This window comes from Actinomadura nitritigenes, assembly GCF_017573545.1.
Classification (GTDB): Bacteria; Actinomycetota; Actinomycetes; order Streptosporangiales; family Streptosporangiaceae; genus Spirillospora; species Spirillospora nitritigenes.
This window is the reverse complement of record NZ_JAGEOK010000013.1, coordinates 174,413-190,955: the sequence shown is the minus strand read 5'-3', so window position 1 is coordinate 190,955 and position 16,543 is coordinate 174,413. Positions and strand designations below refer to the sequence as shown.

Below are 16,543 nucleotides of genomic sequence, written 5' to 3'. Positions count from 1 at the left end.
GTGCGCGCCGGCGAGGTTCGATCAGGACCGGCCCAGCGCCGCATCTACTCCCCGGCTTGATTCGGCCCTGAGATGGGCCGGGCGGTCTGTGTCGGTTGTTCGCGGGCAATGCTCCGTGAACCGGCGACACGCCCGACCGCGTGGGTCGGAGAGGTCGGGAAACCGGCAGGTCACAGCCTCGCCTGAGGTGGTGATTGCAGCAACAGGACTTACCGGCTCGGTACGAGGGAAGACGGAGACGCGGTGCCCACGATCCAGCAGCTGGTCCGCAAGGGCCGCCAGGACAAGGTGACCAAGAACAAGACGCCCGCGCTGAAGGAGAGCCCCCAGCGCCGGGGTGTCTGCACGCGCGTCTACACGACGACGCCCAAGAAGCCGAACTCCGCGCTTCGCAAGGTCGCCCGTGTCCGGCTGACCAGCGGGATTGAGGTCACGGCCTACATCCCCGGCGTCGGTCACAACCTGCAGGAGCACTCGATCGTGCTCGTGCGCGGCGGCCGTGTGAAGGACCTCCCGGGTGTTCGGTACAAGATCATCCGCGGGTCGCTCGACACTCAGGGCGTCCGCAACCGCAAGCAGGCGCGCAGCAAGTACGGCGCGAAGAAGGAGAAGAGCTGATGCCGCGCAAGGGCCCCGCTGGCAAGCGCCAGCTGATCGCTGACCCGGTGTACAACTCGCCGCTGGTCACCGCGCTCATCAACAAGATTCTCCTGGACGGCAAGCGTTCCATCGCGCAGAGCATCGTGTACGACGCTCTCGAGGGCGCCCGCGAGAAGACCGGCAACGACCCGGTCGTCACGCTGAAGCGCGCGCTCGACAACGTCAAGCCGACCCTGGAGGTCCGCAGCCGCCGTGTCGGTGGCGCGACCTACCAGGTCCCCGTCGAGGTGCGGCCGGCCCGCAGCACCACCCTCGCCCTGCGCTGGCTGGTGGTGTACGCCCGGCAGCGTCGCGAGAAGACCATGACCGAGCGGCTGATGAACGAGCTGCTCGACGCGAGCAACGGACTCGGCGCGTCTGTCAAGAAGCGCGAGGACACCCACAAGATGGCGGAGTCCAACAAGGCCTTCGCCCACTACCGCTGGTAACCCCGGCGGGTTGAGAACGACGAGACGACGCGAGGACGCGAGGACACTGTGGCTACCAAAACCGGTGTAGACCTGGCCAAGGTCCGCAACATCGGGATCATGGCCCATATCGACGCTGGCAAGACCACGACGACCGAGCGGATCCTGTACTACACGGGCATCAGCTACAAGATCGGCGAGGTCCACGACGGCGCCGCCACCATGGACTGGATGGAGCAGGAACAGGAGCGGGGGATCACCATCACCTCCGCCGCCACCACCTGCGAATGGCCCGTCGACGACGTCAAGCACACGATCAACATCATCGACACCCCCGGGCACGTCGACTTCACCATCGAGGTGGAGCGCAACCTGCGGGTGCTCGACGGCGCGGTCGCGGTGTTCGACGGTGTCGCCGGCGTCGAGCCGCAGTCCGAGACGGTGTGGCGCCAGGCCGACCGTTACGGCGTGCCCCGCATGTGCTTCGTCAACAAGCTCGACCGCGTCGGTGCGGAGTTCCACCGCTGCGTCGACATGATCGAGAACCGCCTCAACGCGGTCCCGCTCGTGCTGCAGCTGCCGATCGGCGCCGAGGCGGACTTCAAGGGCGTCATCGACCTGGTGAACATGAAGGCCCTCCTGTGGAACGAGGAGGCCAAGCTCGGCGAGATGTACGACACGGTCGACATCCCCGAGACGCACGCCGAGTCGGCCCGCGAGTGGCACGACAAGCTGGTCGAGACGCTCGCCGAGAACGACGACGAGATCATGGAGCTGTACCTGGAGGGCAACGAGCCCACCGTGGAGCAGCTGCACGCCGGCATCCGCCGCGCCACGATCTCCGCCGCCGTGACCCCGGTGACCTGCGGCACCGCCTTCAAGAACAAGGGCGTGCAGCCGCTGCTGGACGCGATCGTCCGCTACCTGCCCTCGCCGCTGGACGTCGAGGCCATCGAGGGCCACGCGATCCGCGACGAGGAGAAGGTCCTCACCCGCAAGCCGAGCGAGGACGAGCCGTTCTCCGCGCTCGCCTTCAAGATCGCCAGCGACCCGCACCTGGGCAAGCTCACCTTCGTCCGCGTGTACTCCGGCGTGCTGGAGTCCGGCGCGAGCGTGATGAACTCCGTCAAGGAGCGCAAGGAGCGCATCGGCAAGATCTACCGGATGCACGCCAACAAGCGCACCGAGATCGAGCGCGCCGGTGCCGGCGACATCGTCGCGGTGATGGGCCTCAAGCAGACCACCACCGGTGAGACGCTGTGCGACGAGAAGGACCCGATCGTCCTCGAGTCGATGAACTTCCCGGCGCCGGTCATCCACGTGGCGATCGAGCCGAAGACCAAGGCCGACCAGCAGAAGCTGGGCACCGCGATCCAGCGGCTGGCCGAGGAGGACCCGTCCTTCCAGGTCCGCTCGGACGAGGACACCGGCCAGACCGTCATCTCCGGCATGGGCGAGCTCCACCTGGAGATCCTCGTCGACCGGATGAAGCGCGAGTTCAAGGTCGACGCGAACGTCGGCAAGCCGCAGGTGGCCTACCGCGAGACCATCAGCAAGAAGGTCGAGAAGGTCGAGTACACCCACAAGAAGCAGACGGGTGGCTCCGGCCAGTTCGGCCGCGTGATCATCGACCTGGAGCCGCTCGGCGGCGGGTCCGACGGTTACGAGTTCGAGAACAAGGTCACCGGCGGCCGCATCCCGCGGGAGTACATCCCGTCGGTCGACGCGGGCTGCCAGGAGGCCGCGGAGTTCGGTGTCCTCGCCGGCTACCCGATGGTGGGCGTCAAGGTCACCCTGCGAGACGGCGCCTACCACGAGGTCGACTCCTCGGAGATGGCGTTCAAGGTCGCCGGATCCATGGCGTTCAAGGAGGCCGCCCGCAAGGCGTCCCCCACGCTGCTGGAGCCGATGATGGCCGTCGAGGTCACCACGCCCGAGGACAACATGGGCGACGTGATCGGCGACCTCAACAGCCGCCGCGGCCAGGTCCAGTCCATGGACGAGCGCAGCGGGATGCGCGTCATCAAGGCGCTCGTGCCGCTGTCCGAGATGTTCGGCTACGTGGGTGATCTGCGCAGCAAGACCCAGGGCCGGGCTGTCTTCACCATGCAGTTCGACTCCTACGCCGAGGTTCCGGGGAACGTCGCGCAGGAGATCATCGCCAAGGCGCGGGGCGAGTAAGCACCCGGGCCTGCCCACAGATCACACCAGACGTACATCGAAGCGGTCGTTCCAGACGGCCGAGGATCGCAACAAGGAGCAACCAGTGGCGAAGGCCAAGTTCGAGCGGACGAAGCCGCACGTGAACATCGGCACCATCGGTCACATCGACCACGGTAAGACCACGCTTACCGCGGCGATCACCAAGGTGCTCCACGACAAGTACCCGGACCTCAACCCCTTCACGCCGTTCGAGGACATCGACAAGGCGCCGGAGGAGCGCGAGCGCGGTATCACCATCTCCATCGCGCACGTGGAGTACCAGACCGAGTCCCGGCACTACGCGCACGTGGACTGCCCCGGTCACGCGGACTACATCAAGAACATGATCACCGGTGCGGCGCAGATGGACGGCGCCATCCTGGTGGTCGCCGCGACCGACGGCCCGATGCCGCAGACCAAGGAGCACGTGCTCCTGGCCCGCCAGGTCGGCGTCCCCTACATCGTCGTCGCGCTGAACAAGTGCGACATGGTGGACGACGAGGAGATCCTGGAGCTCGTCGAGCTCGAGGTCCGCGAGCTGCTGTCCGAGTACGAGTTCCCGGGCGACGACGTCCCGGTCGTGCGCGTGTCCGCCTTCCAGGCGCTGCAGGGCGACGAGAAGTGGTCCGAGTCGATCGTCGAGCTGATGAACGCCGTCGACGAGAACGTGCCGGAGCCGGTGCGCGACACCGAGAAGCCGTTCCTGATGCCGATCGAGGACGTCTTCTCGATCACCGGTCGCGGCACGGTCGTCACCGGCCGCATCGAGCGCGGCGTCGTGAACGTCAACGAGGAAGTCGAGATCATCGGCATCAAGGACGCGTCGTCCAAGACGACCGTCACCGGTGTCGAGATGTTCCGCAAGCTGCTCGACCAGGGCCAGGCGGGCGACAACGTCGGCCTGCTGCTGCGCGGCATCAAGCGCGAGGACGTCGAGCGCGGCCAGTGCGTCATCAAGCCGGGCACGAACACCCCGCACACCGAGTTCGAGGCGCAGGTCTACATCCTGTCCAAGGACGAGGGCGGCCGCCACACGCCGTTCTTCAACAACTACCGTCCGCAGTTCTACTTCCGGACCACGGACGTCACCGGCGTGGTGAACCTCCCCGAGGGCACCGAGATGGTCATGCCGGGCGACAACACCGAGATGCGCGTCGAGCTGATCCAGCCCGTCGCCATGGAGGAGGGCCTGAAGTTCGCCATCCGCGAGGGTGGCCGGACCGTGGGCGCGGGTCGCGTCACCAAGGTCATCAAGTAACACCCCTCGTGGACGCGGCGGCCCGGCCGCCGAGCACCGGCAGCCGGGCCGCCGCGTCACGACCAGGAAGTAAACAGCGGCACTACAGCAAAGGACACCGAGGCCACCATGGCGGGACAGAAGATCCGCATCCGGCTCAAGGCCTACGACCACGAGGTCATCGACACCTCCGCGAAGAAGATCGTTGAGACGGTGACGCGGACGGGCGCCAAGGTCGCGGGCCCGGTGCCGCTGCCGACCGAGAAGAACGTGTACTGCGTCATCCGCTCGCCGCACAAGTACAAGGACAGCCGCGAGCACTTCGAGATGCGCACGCACAAGCGGTTGATCGACATCATCGACCCGACGCCCAAGACGGTCGACTCGCTGATGCGGCTCGACCTTCCGGCCGGCGTTGACATCGAGATCAAGCTCTGAGGGACGCACCAGAAATGAGCACGCAGAGGAAGGGCGTCCTGGGCGAGAAGCTCGGCATGACCCAGGTCTTCGACGATGAGGGCCGGATCGTTCCGGTGACCGTCGTCCAGGCCGGGCCGTGTGTCGTCACGCAGCTCCGCACCCAGGAGAAGGACGGCTACACCGCCGTCCAGATCGGGTACGGGCAGATCGACCCGCGCAAGGTGAACAAGCCGCGCACGGGCCACTTCGAGAAGGCCGGCGTCACGCCGCGCCGCTACCTCGTCGAGCTGCGCTCCGATGACACCACCGAGTACGAACTCGGCCAGGAGATCACCGCTGGCGTCTTCGAGGCCGGCCAGAAGATCGACGTCACCGGTACGAGCAAGGGCAAGGGCACCGCCGGTGTCATGAAGCGCCACGGCTTCAAGGGCCTCAGCGCTTCGCACGGCACCCAGCGCAAGCACCGCTCGCCGGGCTCGATCGGCGGCTGCGCGACCCCGGGTCGCGTCTTCAAGGGCCTCCGCATGGCGGGACGGCACGGGAACGCCCGTACCACCGTGCAGAACCTGACCCTCCACGCCGTCGACGCGGAGAAGAACCTGTTGCTCATCAAGGGCGCGGTTCCCGGTCCCAACGGCGCCGTGGTGCTGGTCCGCGACGCAGTGAAGGGGACGGGCAAGTGACCTCCAAGATCGACATCGATCTGCCCGCCGAGGTCTTCGACGCGAAGACCAGCGTGCCGCTGATCCACCAGGTCGTGGTGGCGCAGCTGGCCGCGGCGCGGCAGGGCACGCACTCCACCAAGACCCGCGGCGAGGTGTCCGGCGGCGGCAAGAAGCCGTACCGGCAGAAGGGCACCGGCCGGGCCCGCCAGGGCTCGACCCGCGCGCCCCAGTTCGCCGGCGGCGGCGTCGTGCACGGCCCGCAGCCGCGGGACTACTCGCAGCGGACGCCCAAGAAGATGAAGGCCGCCGCGCTGCGCGGCGCCCTGTCGGACCGCGCCCGCTACGGCCGGGTGCACGTGGTCGACCACATCATCGAGGGCGACACCCCAAAGACGAAGACGGCGCTGACGGCGCTGCGCTCGGTCACCGAGGCCAAGCGCGTCCTGCTGGTCCTGGACCGCGAGGACGAGCTGACCTGGAAGAGCCTGCGCAACGAGCCGAGCGTGCACGTTCTCGTCTCCGACCAGCTCAACACCTACGACGTGCTGGTGAACGACGACGTCGTCTTCACGCAGAAGGCGTACGACGAGTTCATCTCGCGCGCGGCGAAGAAGTAAGGAGGGTCGCACAGTGAACAAGATCGCCGACCCCCGCGACGTCATCATCGCGCCGGTCGTCTCGGAGAAGAGCTACGGCCTGCTGGACGAGAACAAGTACACGTTCGTCGTCCGCACCGACGCCAACAAGACGCAGATCAAGCAGGCGGTCGAGTCGGTGTTCGGCGTCAAGGTGACGAACGTGAACACGCTCAACCGGCCCGGCAAGCGCAAGCGGACCCGGTTCGGCTACGGCAAGCGCAAGGACACCAAGCGCGCCATCGTCAGCCTCGCCGAGGGCGAGCGGATCGACATCTTCGGCGGCCCGGCCTAAAGAGCCAGGGTCGTTCCGGAGACTGAAATAGGGATGAACGAAAAAGATGGGCATCCGTAACTACAAGCCGACGACTCCGGGTCGTCGCGGCTCCAGCGTGGCCGACTTCGTCGAGGTCACGCGCAGCGAGCCGGAGAAGTCGCTGCTGCGTCCGCTCCCCAAGAAGGGCGGCCGTAACAACCACGGCCGCATCACGACCCGGCACCAGGGCGGCGGCCACAAGCGCGCCTACCGCGTGATCGACTTCCGCCGGCACGACAAGGACGGCGTCCCGGCGAAGGTCGCGCACATCGAGTACGACCCGAACCGCACGGCCCGCATCGCGCTGCTGCACTACGCGGACGGCGAGAAGCGCTACATCCTCGCGCCGCGGAACCTGCGCCAGGGCGACCGCGTCGAGAACGGGCCGGGCGCGGACATCAAGCCGGGCAACTGCCTGCCGCTGCGCAACATCCCGACGGGTACCGTCATCCACGCCATCGAGCTGCGGCCCGGCGGCGGCGCCAAGATCGCCCGCTCCGCGGGCGCCGGCGTCCAGCTGCTGGCCAAGGAGGGCAAGTACGCCACGCTGCGCATGCCCTCGGGCGAGATGCGGATGGTGGACGTGCGCTGCCGCGCGACGGTCGGCGAGGTCGGCAACGCCGAGCAGTCGAACATCAACTGGGGCAAGGCCGGCCGGATGCGGTGGAAGGGCAAGCGCCCGACCGTCCGCGGTGTGGCCATGAACCCGATCGACCACCCGCACGGTGGTGGTGAGGGCAAGACCTCCGGCGGTCGGCACCCGGTGAACCCGAACGGTAAGAAGGAAGGCCGCACTCGCCAGGCGAACAAGTCGAGCGACCGGCTGATCGTCCGTCGTCGCAGCAAGAAGAAGCGGTAGGAGTCGCTCGTCATGCCACGTAGCCTTAAGAAGGGTCCCTTCGTGGACGACCACCTGATGAAGAAGGTGGACGTTCAGAACGAGAAGGGCACCAAGAACGTCATCAAGACGTGGTCCCGGCGCTCCATGATCGTGCCGGACATGATCGGTCACACGATCGCCGTGCACGACGGCCGCAAGCACGTGCCGGTGTTCATCACCGACGCCATGGTGGGGCACAAGCTCGGCGAGTTCGCGCCGACGCGGACGTTCCGCAGCCACGTCAAGGAAGACCGCCGCAGCCGTCGCGGCTGAGCAGGCAGAGGCGCTCGCCCGTCAAGGCGGGCGAGGATCGCAACGTAGGAGAGAGGGAACAGCGATGGAAGCCAGGGCCCAGGCGCGGTTCATCCGCGTCACGCCCATGAAGGCCCGCCGCGTGGTGGACCTCATCCGCGGCCTGCCTGCCGCGGAGGCGCAGGCGGTGCTGCGGTTCGCCCCCCAGGCCGCCAGTGAGCCGGTGGGCAAGGTGCTGGCCAGTGCCATTGCCAACGCCGAGCACAACTTCAAGCTCGACACGGGCACGCTCGTCGTGAGCGGCGCGTGGGTCGACGAGGGCCCGACGCTGAAGCGTTTCCGCCCCCGCGCCCAGGGTCGGGCTTACCGCATCAACAAGCGCACGAGCCACATCACCGTGGTCGTCGCCCCGAAGGACGAGGTCGCTTCGGCCGGCGGTAAGAAGACGAGGAGGGCCCGGTAGTGGGTCAGAAGATCAACCCGCACGGGTTCCGTCTGGGCGTCACCACCGACCACAAGAGCGTGTGGTTCGCCACGAAGCTCTACAAGGACTACGTCAAGGAAGACGTCCAGATCCGGCGCATGCTGCAGAAGGGCATGGACCGGGCGGGCATCTCCAAGGTGGAGATCGAGCGGACCCGTGACCGTGTCGAGGTCAACATCCACACCGCCCGGCCGGGCATCGTCATCGGCCGCCGCGGCGCGGAGGCCGAGCGGCTCCGGGGCGACCTGGAGAAGCTGACCGGCAAGCAGGTCCGGCTGAACATCCTCGAGGTGAAGAACCCCGAGATCGACGCGCAGCTCGTCGCGCAGGGCGTGGCTGAGCAGCTGTCCAGCCGGGTCGCGTTCCGCCGCGCCATGCGCAAGGCGATCCAGTCGGCGATGAAGTCCGGCGCCAAGGGCATCAAGGTGCAGTGCGGCGGCCGTCTCGGCGGCGCCGAGATGTCGCGGTCGGAGTTCTACCGCGAGGGCCAGGTCCCGCTGCACACGCTGCGCGCCGACATCGACTACGGGTTCTACGAGGCCCGGACGACGTTCGGCCGCATCGGCGTGAAGGTGTGGATCTACAAGGGCGAGGCCGCGGCGACGCGCGCCGAGCGTGAGCAGAAGGCCGCGCAGCAGCGCGCCGCCGGCGGTGGCGGCGGTGGCCGCGAGCGCCGGGGCGGCGGCGGTGGCGGTGAGCGCCGGGGCGGCGGTCGCGGTGGACGCGGCGGACGCGGCGGCGAGCGCGGCGGTGCCCGCGGCGGCGAGGCCCGCGGCGGCAACGAGGCGCCGAAGCAGCAGCAGAGTTCCGAGCAGCCGGCGCAGACGGCCGACGCTGCTCCGCAGGGTGAGGGGAGCTGAGTAACCCATGCTGATCCCTCGCAAGGTCAAGCACCGCAAGCAGCACCACCCGAAGCGCCGCGGCATGGCCAAGGGCGGCACCAAGGTGACGTTCGGCGAGTACGGCATCCAGGCGGTCGAGGCCGCCTACGTGACGAACCGGCAGATCGAGGCCGCGCGTATCGCGATGACCCGTCACATCAAGCGTGGCGGCAAGGTCTGGATCAACATCTTCCCGGACCGTCCGCTGACCAAGAAGCCCGCGGAGACCCGGATGGGTTCCGGTAAGGGCTCCGTGGAGTGGTGGGTCGCGAACGTCAAGCCGGGCCGCGTGCTGTTCGAGATCTCCTACCCGAACGAGCAGATCGCCCGCGAGGCGCTGACCCGCGCGATCCACAAGCTTCCCATGAAGTGCAAGATCGTTAAGCGAGAGGTGGGTGAGTCCTGATGGCCAAGGGTCTTACCGCCGACGACCTGCGGACCGAGCCTGAGGACGTTCTGGTCACCAAGCTGAAGGAGGCGAAGGAGGAGCTGTTCAACCTCCGCTTCCAGGCCGCGACCGGCCAGCTTGAGAGCCACGGGCGGCTGCGCACCGTCAAGCGCGAGATCGCCCGCATCTACACCGTGATGCGGGAGCGCGAGCTCGGCATCGTCACGGTCGCCGAGGACGCCGTGGAGGGCACCGAATGACCGAGCAGACCGAGACGCGGAGCAGCCGCAAGGTCCTGGAGGGCCTGGTGGTCAGCGACAAGATGGACAAGACCGTGGTCGTGTCCGTCGAGGACCGTGTGAAGCACGCCAAGTACCACAAGGTCATCCGCCGCACGAAGAACTACAAGGCGCACGACGAGGCCAACGAGTGTGGCGTCGGCGACCGCGTCCGTCTCATGGAGACCCGCCCGCTGTCGGCGAGCAAGCGCTGGCGCGTGGTGGAGATCCTGGAGAAGGCCAAGTAGGAGCCGCGAGGCTCTCGCGGGACGCGAGTCCCGCATTGAACACCGATGGTTCCACCAGGCTCCTCGGACCAGGTCCGGGAGAGAACCGGTGTGACGAACAGGAGTTGACGTGATCCAGCAGGAGTCGCGACTCAAGGTCGCCGACAACACGGGTGCGAAGGAGATCCTTTGCATCCGCGTTCTCGGCGGCTCGGGTCGGCGCTACGCGGGAGTCGGCGACATCATCGTCGCGACGGTGAAGGACGCCCTTCCCGGCGCGGGCGTGAAGAAGGGTGACGTCGTCAAGGCGGTCGTCGTGCGCACCCGCAAGGAGCGCCGGCGCCCGGACGGCTCCTACATCCGCTTCGACGAGAACGCCGCGGTCCTGATCAAGGACGGCGGGGACCCCCGCGGCACCCGCATCTTCGGCCCGGTGGGCCGTGAACTGCGCGAGAAGAAGTTCATGCGCATCATCTCGCTCGCGCCGGAGGTGCTGTGATGAAGATCCGCAAGGGCGACGAGGTCGTCGTCATCGCCGGCAAGGACAAGGGCGCCACGGGCAAGGTCCTGCGCGTCCTCCCGCGCGAGGACCGCGTGGTCGTCGAGGGCGTCAACCTCATCACGAAGAACATCAAGGCCGACCAGCAGCGTGCCGGCAAGGAGAGCGGCCGCGTGACGGTCGAGGCGCCGCTGCACGTCAGCAACGTCGCGCTCGCCGAGGACGGCAAGCCGGTCCGGGTCGGCTACCGCATCAACGAGGACGGCACGAAGGTCCGGATCTCGCGCCGTAGCGGTAAGGAGATCTGAGACCGATGACCGAGACCGTCACCGAGCGTCCCGTCCCGCAGCCGAGGCTCAAGCTCCGCTACCGCGAGGAGATCGCGAAGCAGATGCAGGAGCAGTTCGGCTACGCCAACGTCATGCAGATCCCCGGGCTGACCAAGATCGTGGTCAACATGGGCGTCGGCGACGCGGCGAAGGACGCGAAGCTGATCGAGGGCGCGATCCGCGACCTCTCCCAGATCACCGGGCAGAAGCCGGCCGTGAACCGGGCGCGCAAGTCGATCGCGCAGTTCAAGCTGCGCGAGGGCATGCCGATCGGCGCGCACGCGACGCTGCGCGGCGACCGGATGTGGGAGTTCCTCGACCGGCTGCTCGCCACCGCGCTGCCCCGCATCCGTGACTTCCGCGGCCTGTCGCCGAAGCAGTTCGACGGCAACGGCAACTACACCTTCGGGCTGACCGAGCAGGTCATGTTCCACGAGGTCGACCCGGACAAGATCGACCGGACGCGGGGCATGGACATCACGGTCGTGACGACCGCGAAGACCGACGACGAGGGCCGGGCGCTGCTCAAGCTCCTGGGCTTCCCCTTCAAGGAGAACTGAGCAGATGGCGAAGAAGTCGCTGATCGCCAAGGCGGCGCGGAAGCCGAAGTTCGGCGTGCGCGCGTACACTCGTTGCTCGCGCTGCGGGCGCCCGCGCTCCGTCTACCGGAAGTTCGGCCTGTGCCGCGTGTGCTTCCGGGAGATGGCCCACCGCGGCGAGCTGCCGGGCATCACCAAGTCCAGCTGGTAGGAGCCTCCCCCCGGCGACGGGGGGAGCCCGCCGGCGTGTATCAACCACCGGGCACCCGCACGGGTGCCCACGACCACGCCAAAGGTCCACGGGACGACATCACCCCGAGGAAACCGTGGCGAGGGAGGGCCAGCAGGCCATGACGATGACCGACCCGATCGCAGACATGCTGACGCGTCTGCGGAACGCGAATTCGGCGTACCACGACTCGGTGGCGATGCCGTACTCGAAGATCAAGGCGCACATCGCCGAGATCCTCCAGCAGGAGGGCTACATCTCGGGCTGGACCGTGGAGGACGCCGAGGTCGGCAAGAGGCTCACCATCGAGCTGAAGTTCGGACCGACCCGCGAGCGTTCGATCGCCGGCATCAAGCGCGTCTCGAAGCCGGGTCTGCGCGTGTACGCGAAGAAGGACAACCTGCCGAAGGTGCTGGGCGGGCTGGGCGTCGCGATCATCTCGACGTCCTCCGGCCTGATGACCGACCGGCAGGCGGGCAAGCGCGGCGTGGGCGGCGAAGTCCTCGCCTACGTCTGGTGAGGGGAGGGCTCTAACAATGTCGCGAATCGGACGTCTCCCCATCACCGTGCCCAGCGGCGTCGAGGTCACGCTCGACGGCCGGGAGGTCACCGTCAAGGGGCCGAAGGGCACGCTGTCGCACACGGTCGCCGAGCCGATCGAGGTGGCGATGGAGGACGGCAAGGTCACTGTGACCAGGCCGAACGACATCAACACGGTGCGCGCCCTGCACGGGCTCACCCGCTCGCTGATCAACAACATGGTCGTCGGCGTCACCGAGGGCTACAAGAAGACCCTGGTCATCCAGGGTGTCGGTTACCGTGTGGTGGCCAAGGGCAAGAACCTCGAGTTCTCGCTCGGCTACAGCCACCCGATCACGGTCGAGCCCCCCGAGGGCATCACCTTCACGGTGGAGCGGCCGACCCAGCTGACGGTCGAGGGCATCGACAAGCAGAAGGTCGGCGAGATCGCCGCCAACATCCGCAAGCTGCGCAAGCCCGACCCGTACAAGGGCAAGGGCGTGCGGTACGAGGGCGAGCAGATCCGCCGCAAGGTCGGAAAGGCTGGTAAGTAGTCATGGCAGGCACCAAGGCCCTGGCCGCCAAGGCCACGTCGGCGCGGGCCAAGTCCCGCAAGCGCCGGCACCTGCGGGTCCGGAAGAAGGTCGTGGGCAGCGCCGCGCGTCCTCGCCTGGTCGTGACCCGCTCCACCAAGCACGTGTTCGTCCAGGTCATCGACGACAGCAAGGGCCACACGCTGGCCTACGCGTCGACGATGGAGGCGGACCTGCGCGCCGACTCCGGCGACAAGACGGCTAAGTCCCGCAAGGTCGGCGAGCTCGTCGCCGCCCGCGCGAAGGAGGCCGGCGTGTCCGCGGTCGTGTTCGACCGCGGCGGCAACAAGTACCACGGCCGCATCGCCGCTGTGGCGGAGGGTGCGCGCGAGGGGGGCCTGGAGCTCTGATGGCCCTTTCCAAGGCAAACGAGAGGAACCACTGATGGCAGCGCAGAGGCGTGGTGGCGGTCAGGGTGGCGACCGTCGCGACGGCCGCCGCGACGACCGCCGCGGTGGCGCCGACAAGGGCCAGTCGTACATCGAGAAGGTCGTGGCGATCAACCGTGTCGCCAAGGTCGTCAAGGGCGGTCGCCGGTTCAGCTTCACCGCTCTGGTGATCGTCGGTGACGGCAACGGCACCGTCGGCGTCGGCTACGGCAAGGCCAAGGAGGTGCCCGCGGCGATCGCCAAGGGCGTCGAGGAGGCCAAGAAGCACTTCTTCAAGGTGCCGCGGATCCAGGGCACCATCCCGCACCTGGTGCAGGAGCGGGACGCGGCGGGCGAGGTCCTGCTGCGGCCGGCCGCCCCCGGTACCGGCGTCATCGCCGGTGGCCCGGTGCGCGCCGTGCTGGAGTGCGCGGGCATCCACGACGTGCTGAGCAAGTCGCTGGGCAGCGACAACGCCATCAACATCGTGCACGCCACGATCGCGGGGCTGAAGGCGCTGAAGCGTCCGGAGGAGATCGCGGCCAAGCGCGGCCTGCCGATCGAGGACGTCGCGCCGGCGGCCATGCTGCGGGCCCGCGCCGCGGGCTCCGAGCCGAGGGCGGAGGCCGCGACCTCATGAGCAACCTGAAGATCACGCAGACCAAGTCCGTGATCAGCGAGAAGCAGAACCAGCGTGACACGCTGCGCACCCTCGGCCTGAAGAAGATCGGGCAGAGCGTGGTCCGCGAGGACCGCCCCGAGGTGCTCGGCATGATCCGGACGGTGGCCCACCTGGTCACCGTCGAGGAGGTCGACTGACATGGCCGCCGATCTGGAGAAGGACGGCACGCCGCTCAAGATCCACGACCTGCGTCCGGCCCCCGGCGCCAACAAGGCCAAGATCCGCAAGGGTCGGGGCGAGGCGTCCAAGGGCAAGACGGCGGGCCGCGGCACCAAGGGCACCAAGGCCCGCAGCACGGTGCCGGTCGGGTTCGAGGGCGGCCAGATGCCGCTGATCCGCCGGGTGCCGAAGCTGAAGGGCTTCAAGAACCCGAACCGGGTCGAGTTCCAGGTGGTGAACCTGGACAAGCTCGCCGCGCTCTACCCCGAGGGCGGCGAGGTCACCGCCGAGGACCTGGCGGCCAAGGGCGCGGTGCGCCGCGGCCGGCCGGTGAAGGTCCTCGGCACCGGCGAGATCTCCGTGGCCGTCCAGGTGAAGGCGCACGCCTTCTCCGGCGCCGCCAAGGAGAAGATCGCCGCCGCCGGCGGGACCGCCGACGAGCTGTAAGGCGACACCTTCGATGCCGGGGCCGTCTTCGCCGTGTCCCGCGGGCCATGGGGCCCGCGGGTCGGGCGGGGCGGCCCCGGTCTCATCTGCTGTTAGAGTCACACCGGCGGAGGCGACGCGCGTGAGATTCCCCACGATCTTCGTTTCCGCCGGATCTCATGGACCTGTAACCGGCCCCTCGGCGGCCATGTTCTCGCCAGTCGCGCAGGAGGAATGGTGCTGACCGCGTTCACTCGGGCTTTCCGTACGCCCGACCTGCGTAAGAAGCTGTTGTTCACGTTGTTCATGATCCTGGTGTTCCGGATCGGGGCGACCCTTCCGACGCCGAACGTGAACGTGAGCGTGCTGAAGTCGACCGCGGACGCGGCGAAGAAGAGCAACCAGCTGTACGGTCTCGTCGACCTGTTCAGCGGCGGCGCGCTGCTGAAGCTGTCGGTGTTCGCGCTCGGGATCATGCCGTACATCACGGCGAGCATCATCCTGCAGCTGCTGACGGTGGTGATCCCCCGGCTGGAGGCCCTCAAGAAGGAGGGCCAGGCGGGCACCACGAAGATCACCCAGTACACCCGGTACCTGACGATCGGGCTGGGCATCCTGCAGGCCACCGGCATCGTGGCGATGGCGAGCACCGGGCAGCTCTTCCAGGGGCAGTCGGGCAGCGACAACATCCTCTACGACACCGGCGTGTTCCCGATCATCACCATGGTGATCTGCATGGTGGCGGGCACCTCGGTGATCATGTGGCTGGGCGAGCTGATGACCGACCGCGGCGTCGGCAACGGCATGTCGATCCTGATCTTCACTCAGGTGGTGGCGGTCTTCCCGTCCCAGTTCTGGAGCATCTACAAGGCCAAGAACGGGTTCGTCTTCGCGCTGGTGATCATCGTCGGTCTGGCGATCATGGCGGGCGTGGTCTTCGTCGAGCAGGCGCAGCGCCGGATCCCGGTGCAGTACGCCAAGCGGATGGTGGGCCGGCGGATGTACGGCGGCACCTCGACCTACATCCCGCTGAAGGTGAACCAGGCGGGCATCATCCCCGTGATCTTCGCCTCATCGCTGCTGTACCTGCCGGTGCTCGCGACGCAACTGTGGCCGAACACGAAGTGGCTGCAGAAGGTGCAGCCCTATCTCCAGCAGGACAATCCCTGGCACATGGGGATCTTCTTCGTCTTCATCATCTTCTTCACCTACTTCTACGTGGCGATCACCTTCAACCCCACTGAAGTGGCCGACAACATGAAGAAGTATGGTGGATTCATCCCAGGTATCCGTCCTGGCCGGCCGACCGCCGAGTACCTCGACTACGTGCTGACCCGGATCACCACACCCGGTGCGCTCTACCTGGGGCTCGTCGCCCTGATCCCCATGGTGGCGTTCGCACTCCTGAACGCGACCCAGAACTTCCCCTTCGGCGGCACGAGCATCCTCATCGTCGTCGGCGTCGGACTGGATACCGTGAAGCAGATCGAGAGTCAGCTACAGCAGCGCAACTACGAGGGCTTCCTCCGGTAGTGCGTATCGTGCTGGTGGGCCCCCCTGGAGCGGGCAAGGGGACGCAGGCCCAGTTCATCGCATCTCATCTGTCCATCCCGAAGATCTCGACAGGTGACATCTTCCGCGCCAACGTGAGCGGCGGCACCGAACTCGGCCGGCAGGCCAAGGAGTACATGGACCGCGGCGACCTCGTCCCCGACGAGGTGACGATCGCGATGGTGCGCGACCGGCTGGCCGAGGACGACGCGCGCGACGGGTTCCTGCTCGACGGATTCCCGCGCAACGTCCCGCAGGCCGAGACGCTGAAGAAGATCCTCGCCGAGTGGGACACCCGCCTGGACATCGTCCTGGAACTGGTCGTCGACGAGGACGAGGTCGTCCGGCGCCTGTCGGGCCGCCGCACCTGCGACAAGTGCGGCCGGATCTGGCACGTCGACTTCGACGACAAGCAGGACGACATCTGCGACGACTGCGGCGGGCGGCTCTTCCAGCGCGACGACGACAAGGAAGAGGTCGTCATGCACCGGCTGGAGGTCTACCGGCACGACACGGCGCCGCTGGTGCAGTTCTACGCGGACGAGAACATCCTCGTGGGGATCGACGCGACCGGCCCGGTCGAGGAGGTCACCAAGCGCGCGCTGACGGCGCTGCGGCCGCTGGAGAGGGACTGAGGGACCGGGCTTCGGGACCGCGCGTTCGCGGTCGCCGGGACCGGCGCGTCGGCGGGTGACGGAGCAGGGAGACGGCGGCAGG

At 67.7% G+C, this 16,543-nt stretch carries 27 protein-coding genes; all 27 read left to right on the top strand.

Going from position 1 to position 16,543, the window contains the following annotated elements:
* Positions 1-243: 243 nt before the first annotated feature.
* The 27 genes from rpsL (at position 244) to J4557_RS21510 (ending at position 16,461) form a co-directional block, all read left to right on the top strand.
* Entirely contained in the window at positions 244-618 is a 375-nt protein-coding gene (rpsL, locus tag J4557_RS21640) for a 30S ribosomal protein S12 (protein WP_030176166.1), read from the top strand.
* A complete protein-coding gene (gene rpsG / locus J4557_RS21635) occupies positions 618-1,088 on the top strand; it encodes a 30S ribosomal protein S7 (RefSeq protein WP_021597494.1) in 471 nt (156 codons plus the stop codon). The genes rpsL and rpsG overlap by 1 nt, the downstream gene beginning before the upstream one ends.
* A 48-nt stretch (positions 1,089-1,136) precedes the next feature.
* Positions 1,137-3,248 carry an elongation factor G gene (fusA, locus tag J4557_RS21630; RefSeq protein WP_208268507.1) on the top strand — a complete coding sequence of 704 codons (2,112 nt, stop codon included), beginning with the start codon at positions 1,137-1,139 and terminating at the stop codon, positions 3,246-3,248.
* An 85-nt stretch (positions 3,249-3,333) separates the two neighbouring features.
* Positions 3,334-4,527 carry an elongation factor Tu gene (gene tuf, locus J4557_RS21625; RefSeq protein WP_190862626.1) on the top strand — a complete coding sequence of 398 codons (1,194 nt, stop codon included), beginning with the start codon at positions 3,334-3,336 and terminating at the stop codon, positions 4,525-4,527.
* A 108-nt stretch (positions 4,528-4,635) separates the two neighbouring features.
* Positions 4,636-4,944, top strand: a complete 309-nt coding sequence (gene rpsJ, locus J4557_RS21620) for a 30S ribosomal protein S10 (RefSeq protein WP_018657599.1) — start codon at positions 4,636-4,638, stop codon at positions 4,942-4,944.
* Between the two features lie 14 nt (positions 4,945-4,958).
* Positions 4,959-5,609: a 50S ribosomal protein L3 gene (gene rplC, locus J4557_RS21615; RefSeq protein WP_208268506.1), complete on the top strand. Its 651-nt coding sequence runs from the start codon at positions 4,959-4,961 to the stop codon at positions 5,607-5,609.
* Entirely contained in the window at positions 5,606-6,208 is a 603-nt protein-coding gene (gene rplD / locus J4557_RS21610; RefSeq protein WP_208243386.1) for a 50S ribosomal protein L4, read from the top strand. The genes rplC and rplD overlap by 4 nt, the downstream gene beginning before the upstream one ends.
* A 13-nt stretch (positions 6,209-6,221) precedes the next feature.
* The gene (gene rplW / locus J4557_RS21605) at positions 6,222-6,521 is read left to right on the top strand and encodes a 50S ribosomal protein L23 (protein ID WP_151543206.1); all 300 of its coding nucleotides are present in this window, start codon (positions 6,222-6,224) and stop codon (positions 6,519-6,521) included.
* Between the two features lie 46 nt (positions 6,522-6,567).
* Entirely contained in the window at positions 6,568-7,401 is an 834-nt protein-coding gene (gene rplB / locus J4557_RS21600) for a 50S ribosomal protein L2 (RefSeq protein WP_151543207.1), read from the top strand.
* A 12-nt stretch (positions 7,402-7,413) separates the two neighbouring features.
* Entirely contained in the window at positions 7,414-7,695 is a 282-nt protein-coding gene (gene rpsS, locus J4557_RS21595; RefSeq protein ID WP_067807019.1) for a 30S ribosomal protein S19, read from the top strand.
* Between the two features lie 64 nt (positions 7,696-7,759).
* Positions 7,760-8,137, top strand: a complete 378-nt coding sequence (gene rplV, locus J4557_RS21590) for a 50S ribosomal protein L22 (RefSeq protein WP_151543208.1) — start codon at positions 7,760-7,762, stop codon at positions 8,135-8,137.
* Positions 8,137-9,018 (top strand): 30S ribosomal protein S3, encoded by an 882-nt coding sequence (rpsC, locus tag J4557_RS21585; RefSeq protein ID WP_208268505.1) that lies wholly within the window; start codon positions 8,137-8,139, stop codon positions 9,016-9,018. The genes rplV and rpsC overlap by 1 nt, the downstream gene beginning before the upstream one ends.
* A gap of 7 nt (positions 9,019-9,025) precedes the next feature.
* On the top strand, positions 9,026-9,445 hold the full coding sequence (rplP, locus tag J4557_RS21580) for a 50S ribosomal protein L16 (RefSeq protein WP_067806120.1): 420 nt from the start codon (positions 9,026-9,028) through the stop codon (positions 9,443-9,445).
* Positions 9,445-9,687: a 50S ribosomal protein L29 gene (gene rpmC / locus J4557_RS21575; protein WP_151545534.1), complete on the top strand. Its 243-nt coding sequence runs from the start codon at positions 9,445-9,447 to the stop codon at positions 9,685-9,687. The genes rplP and rpmC overlap by 1 nt, the downstream gene beginning before the upstream one ends.
* On the top strand, positions 9,684-9,953 hold the full coding sequence (gene rpsQ / locus J4557_RS21570) for a 30S ribosomal protein S17 (RefSeq protein WP_208268504.1): 270 nt from the start codon (positions 9,684-9,686) through the stop codon (positions 9,951-9,953). Before rpmC ends, rpsQ begins: the two co-directional genes overlap by 4 nt.
* Before the next feature lie 109 nt (positions 9,954-10,062).
* Positions 10,063-10,431 (top strand): 50S ribosomal protein L14, encoded by a 369-nt coding sequence (rplN, locus tag J4557_RS21565; protein ID WP_021596728.1) that lies wholly within the window; start codon positions 10,063-10,065, stop codon positions 10,429-10,431.
* Positions 10,431-10,739, top strand: coding sequence for a 50S ribosomal protein L24 (gene rplX / locus J4557_RS21560; protein WP_151545532.1), 309 nt, complete (start codon positions 10,431-10,433; stop codon positions 10,737-10,739). The genes rplN and rplX overlap by 1 nt, the downstream gene beginning before the upstream one ends.
* 5 nt (positions 10,740-10,744) lie before the next feature.
* Positions 10,745-11,320, top strand: coding sequence for a 50S ribosomal protein L5 (gene rplE, locus J4557_RS21555; RefSeq protein ID WP_151545531.1), 576 nt, complete (start codon positions 10,745-10,747; stop codon positions 11,318-11,320).
* 4 nt (positions 11,321-11,324) lie between these two features.
* Positions 11,325-11,510 (top strand): type Z 30S ribosomal protein S14, encoded by a 186-nt coding sequence (locus J4557_RS21550; protein WP_018657585.1) that lies wholly within the window; start codon positions 11,325-11,327, stop codon positions 11,508-11,510.
* A gap of 139 nt (positions 11,511-11,649) precedes the next feature.
* Positions 11,650-12,048, top strand: coding sequence for a 30S ribosomal protein S8 (gene rpsH, locus J4557_RS21545; protein WP_208268613.1), 399 nt, complete (start codon positions 11,650-11,652; stop codon positions 12,046-12,048).
* 16 nt (positions 12,049-12,064) lie between these two features.
* The gene (gene rplF / locus J4557_RS21540; protein ID WP_190862633.1) at positions 12,065-12,601 is read left to right on the top strand and encodes a 50S ribosomal protein L6; all 537 of its coding nucleotides are present in this window, start codon (positions 12,065-12,067) and stop codon (positions 12,599-12,601) included.
* A 2-nt stretch (positions 12,602-12,603) separates the two neighbouring features.
* A complete protein-coding gene (gene rplR / locus J4557_RS21535) occupies positions 12,604-12,990 on the top strand; it encodes a 50S ribosomal protein L18 (RefSeq protein WP_190862635.1) in 387 nt (128 codons plus the stop codon).
* 34 nt (positions 12,991-13,024) lie between these two features.
* Positions 13,025-13,648: a 30S ribosomal protein S5 gene (gene rpsE / locus J4557_RS21530; RefSeq protein WP_372442255.1), complete on the top strand. Its 624-nt coding sequence runs from the start codon at positions 13,025-13,027 to the stop codon at positions 13,646-13,648.
* Positions 13,645-13,827, top strand: coding sequence for a 50S ribosomal protein L30 (rpmD, locus tag J4557_RS21525; protein ID WP_021596720.1), 183 nt, complete (start codon positions 13,645-13,647; stop codon positions 13,825-13,827). Before rpsE ends, rpmD begins: the two co-directional genes overlap by 4 nt.
* A gap of 1 nt (position 13,828) precedes the next feature.
* A complete protein-coding gene (rplO, locus tag J4557_RS21520; RefSeq protein ID WP_151545527.1) occupies positions 13,829-14,296 on the top strand; it encodes a 50S ribosomal protein L15 in 468 nt (155 codons plus the stop codon).
* A gap of 216 nt (positions 14,297-14,512) precedes the next feature.
* Positions 14,513-15,808, top strand: coding sequence for a preprotein translocase subunit SecY (secY, locus tag J4557_RS21515; protein ID WP_173101564.1), 1,296 nt, complete (start codon positions 14,513-14,515; stop codon positions 15,806-15,808).
* Positions 15,808-16,461 carry an adenylate kinase gene (locus J4557_RS21510; RefSeq protein ID WP_151545526.1) on the top strand — a complete coding sequence of 218 codons (654 nt, stop codon included), beginning with the start codon at positions 15,808-15,810 and terminating at the stop codon, positions 16,459-16,461. Before secY ends, J4557_RS21510 begins: the two co-directional genes overlap by 1 nt.
* Positions 16,462-16,543 lie beyond the last annotated feature (82 nt).

Excerpts from the sequence above, each read along its gene's own strand:
- rpsS (WP_067807019.1), top strand. The coding sequence starts at position 7,414 with ATGCCACGTAGCCTTAAGAAGGGTCCCTTCGTGGACGACCACCTGATG.
- rpmD (WP_021596720.1), top strand. The coding sequence starts at position 13,645 with ATGAGCAACCTGAAGATCACGCAGACCAAGTCCGTGATCAGCGAGAAG.
- rpsJ (WP_018657599.1), top strand. The coding sequence starts at position 4,636 with ATGGCGGGACAGAAGATCCGCATCCGGCTCAAGGCCTACGACCACGAG.
- rpmC (WP_151545534.1), top strand. The coding sequence starts at position 9,445 with ATGGCCAAGGGTCTTACCGCCGACGACCTGCGGACCGAGCCTGAGGAC.
- J4557_RS21550 (WP_018657585.1), top strand. The coding sequence starts at position 11,325 with ATGGCGAAGAAGTCGCTGATCGCCAAGGCGGCGCGGAAGCCGAAGTTC.
- rpsQ (WP_208268504.1), top strand. The coding sequence starts at position 9,684 with ATGACCGAGCAGACCGAGACGCGGAGCAGCCGCAAGGTCCTGGAGGGC.
- rplE (WP_151545531.1), top strand. The coding sequence starts at position 10,745 with ATGACCGAGACCGTCACCGAGCGTCCCGTCCCGCAGCCGAGGCTCAAG.
- rplX (WP_151545532.1), top strand. The coding sequence starts at position 10,431 with ATGAAGATCCGCAAGGGCGACGAGGTCGTCGTCATCGCCGGCAAGGAC.
- rplR (WP_190862635.1), top strand. The coding sequence starts at position 12,604 with ATGGCAGGCACCAAGGCCCTGGCCGCCAAGGCCACGTCGGCGCGGGCC.
- rplB (WP_151543207.1), top strand. The coding sequence starts at position 6,568 with ATGGGCATCCGTAACTACAAGCCGACGACTCCGGGTCGTCGCGGCTCC.
- rpsG (WP_021597494.1), top strand. The coding sequence starts at position 618 with ATGCCGCGCAAGGGCCCCGCTGGCAAGCGCCAGCTGATCGCTGACCCG.
- rplP (WP_067806120.1), top strand. The coding sequence starts at position 9,026 with ATGCTGATCCCTCGCAAGGTCAAGCACCGCAAGCAGCACCACCCGAAG.
- rplV (WP_151543208.1), top strand. The coding sequence starts at position 7,760 with ATGGAAGCCAGGGCCCAGGCGCGGTTCATCCGCGTCACGCCCATGAAG.
- rplO (WP_151545527.1), top strand. The coding sequence starts at position 13,829 with ATGGCCGCCGATCTGGAGAAGGACGGCACGCCGCTCAAGATCCACGAC.
- rplF (WP_190862633.1), top strand. The coding sequence starts at position 12,065 with ATGTCGCGAATCGGACGTCTCCCCATCACCGTGCCCAGCGGCGTCGAG.
- rpsE (WP_372442255.1), top strand. The coding sequence starts at position 13,025 with ATGGCAGCGCAGAGGCGTGGTGGCGGTCAGGGTGGCGACCGTCGCGAC.
- rplC (WP_208268506.1), top strand. The coding sequence starts at position 4,959 with ATGAGCACGCAGAGGAAGGGCGTCCTGGGCGAGAAGCTCGGCATGACC.
- rpsH (WP_208268613.1), top strand. The coding sequence starts at position 11,650 with ATGACGATGACCGACCCGATCGCAGACATGCTGACGCGTCTGCGGAAC.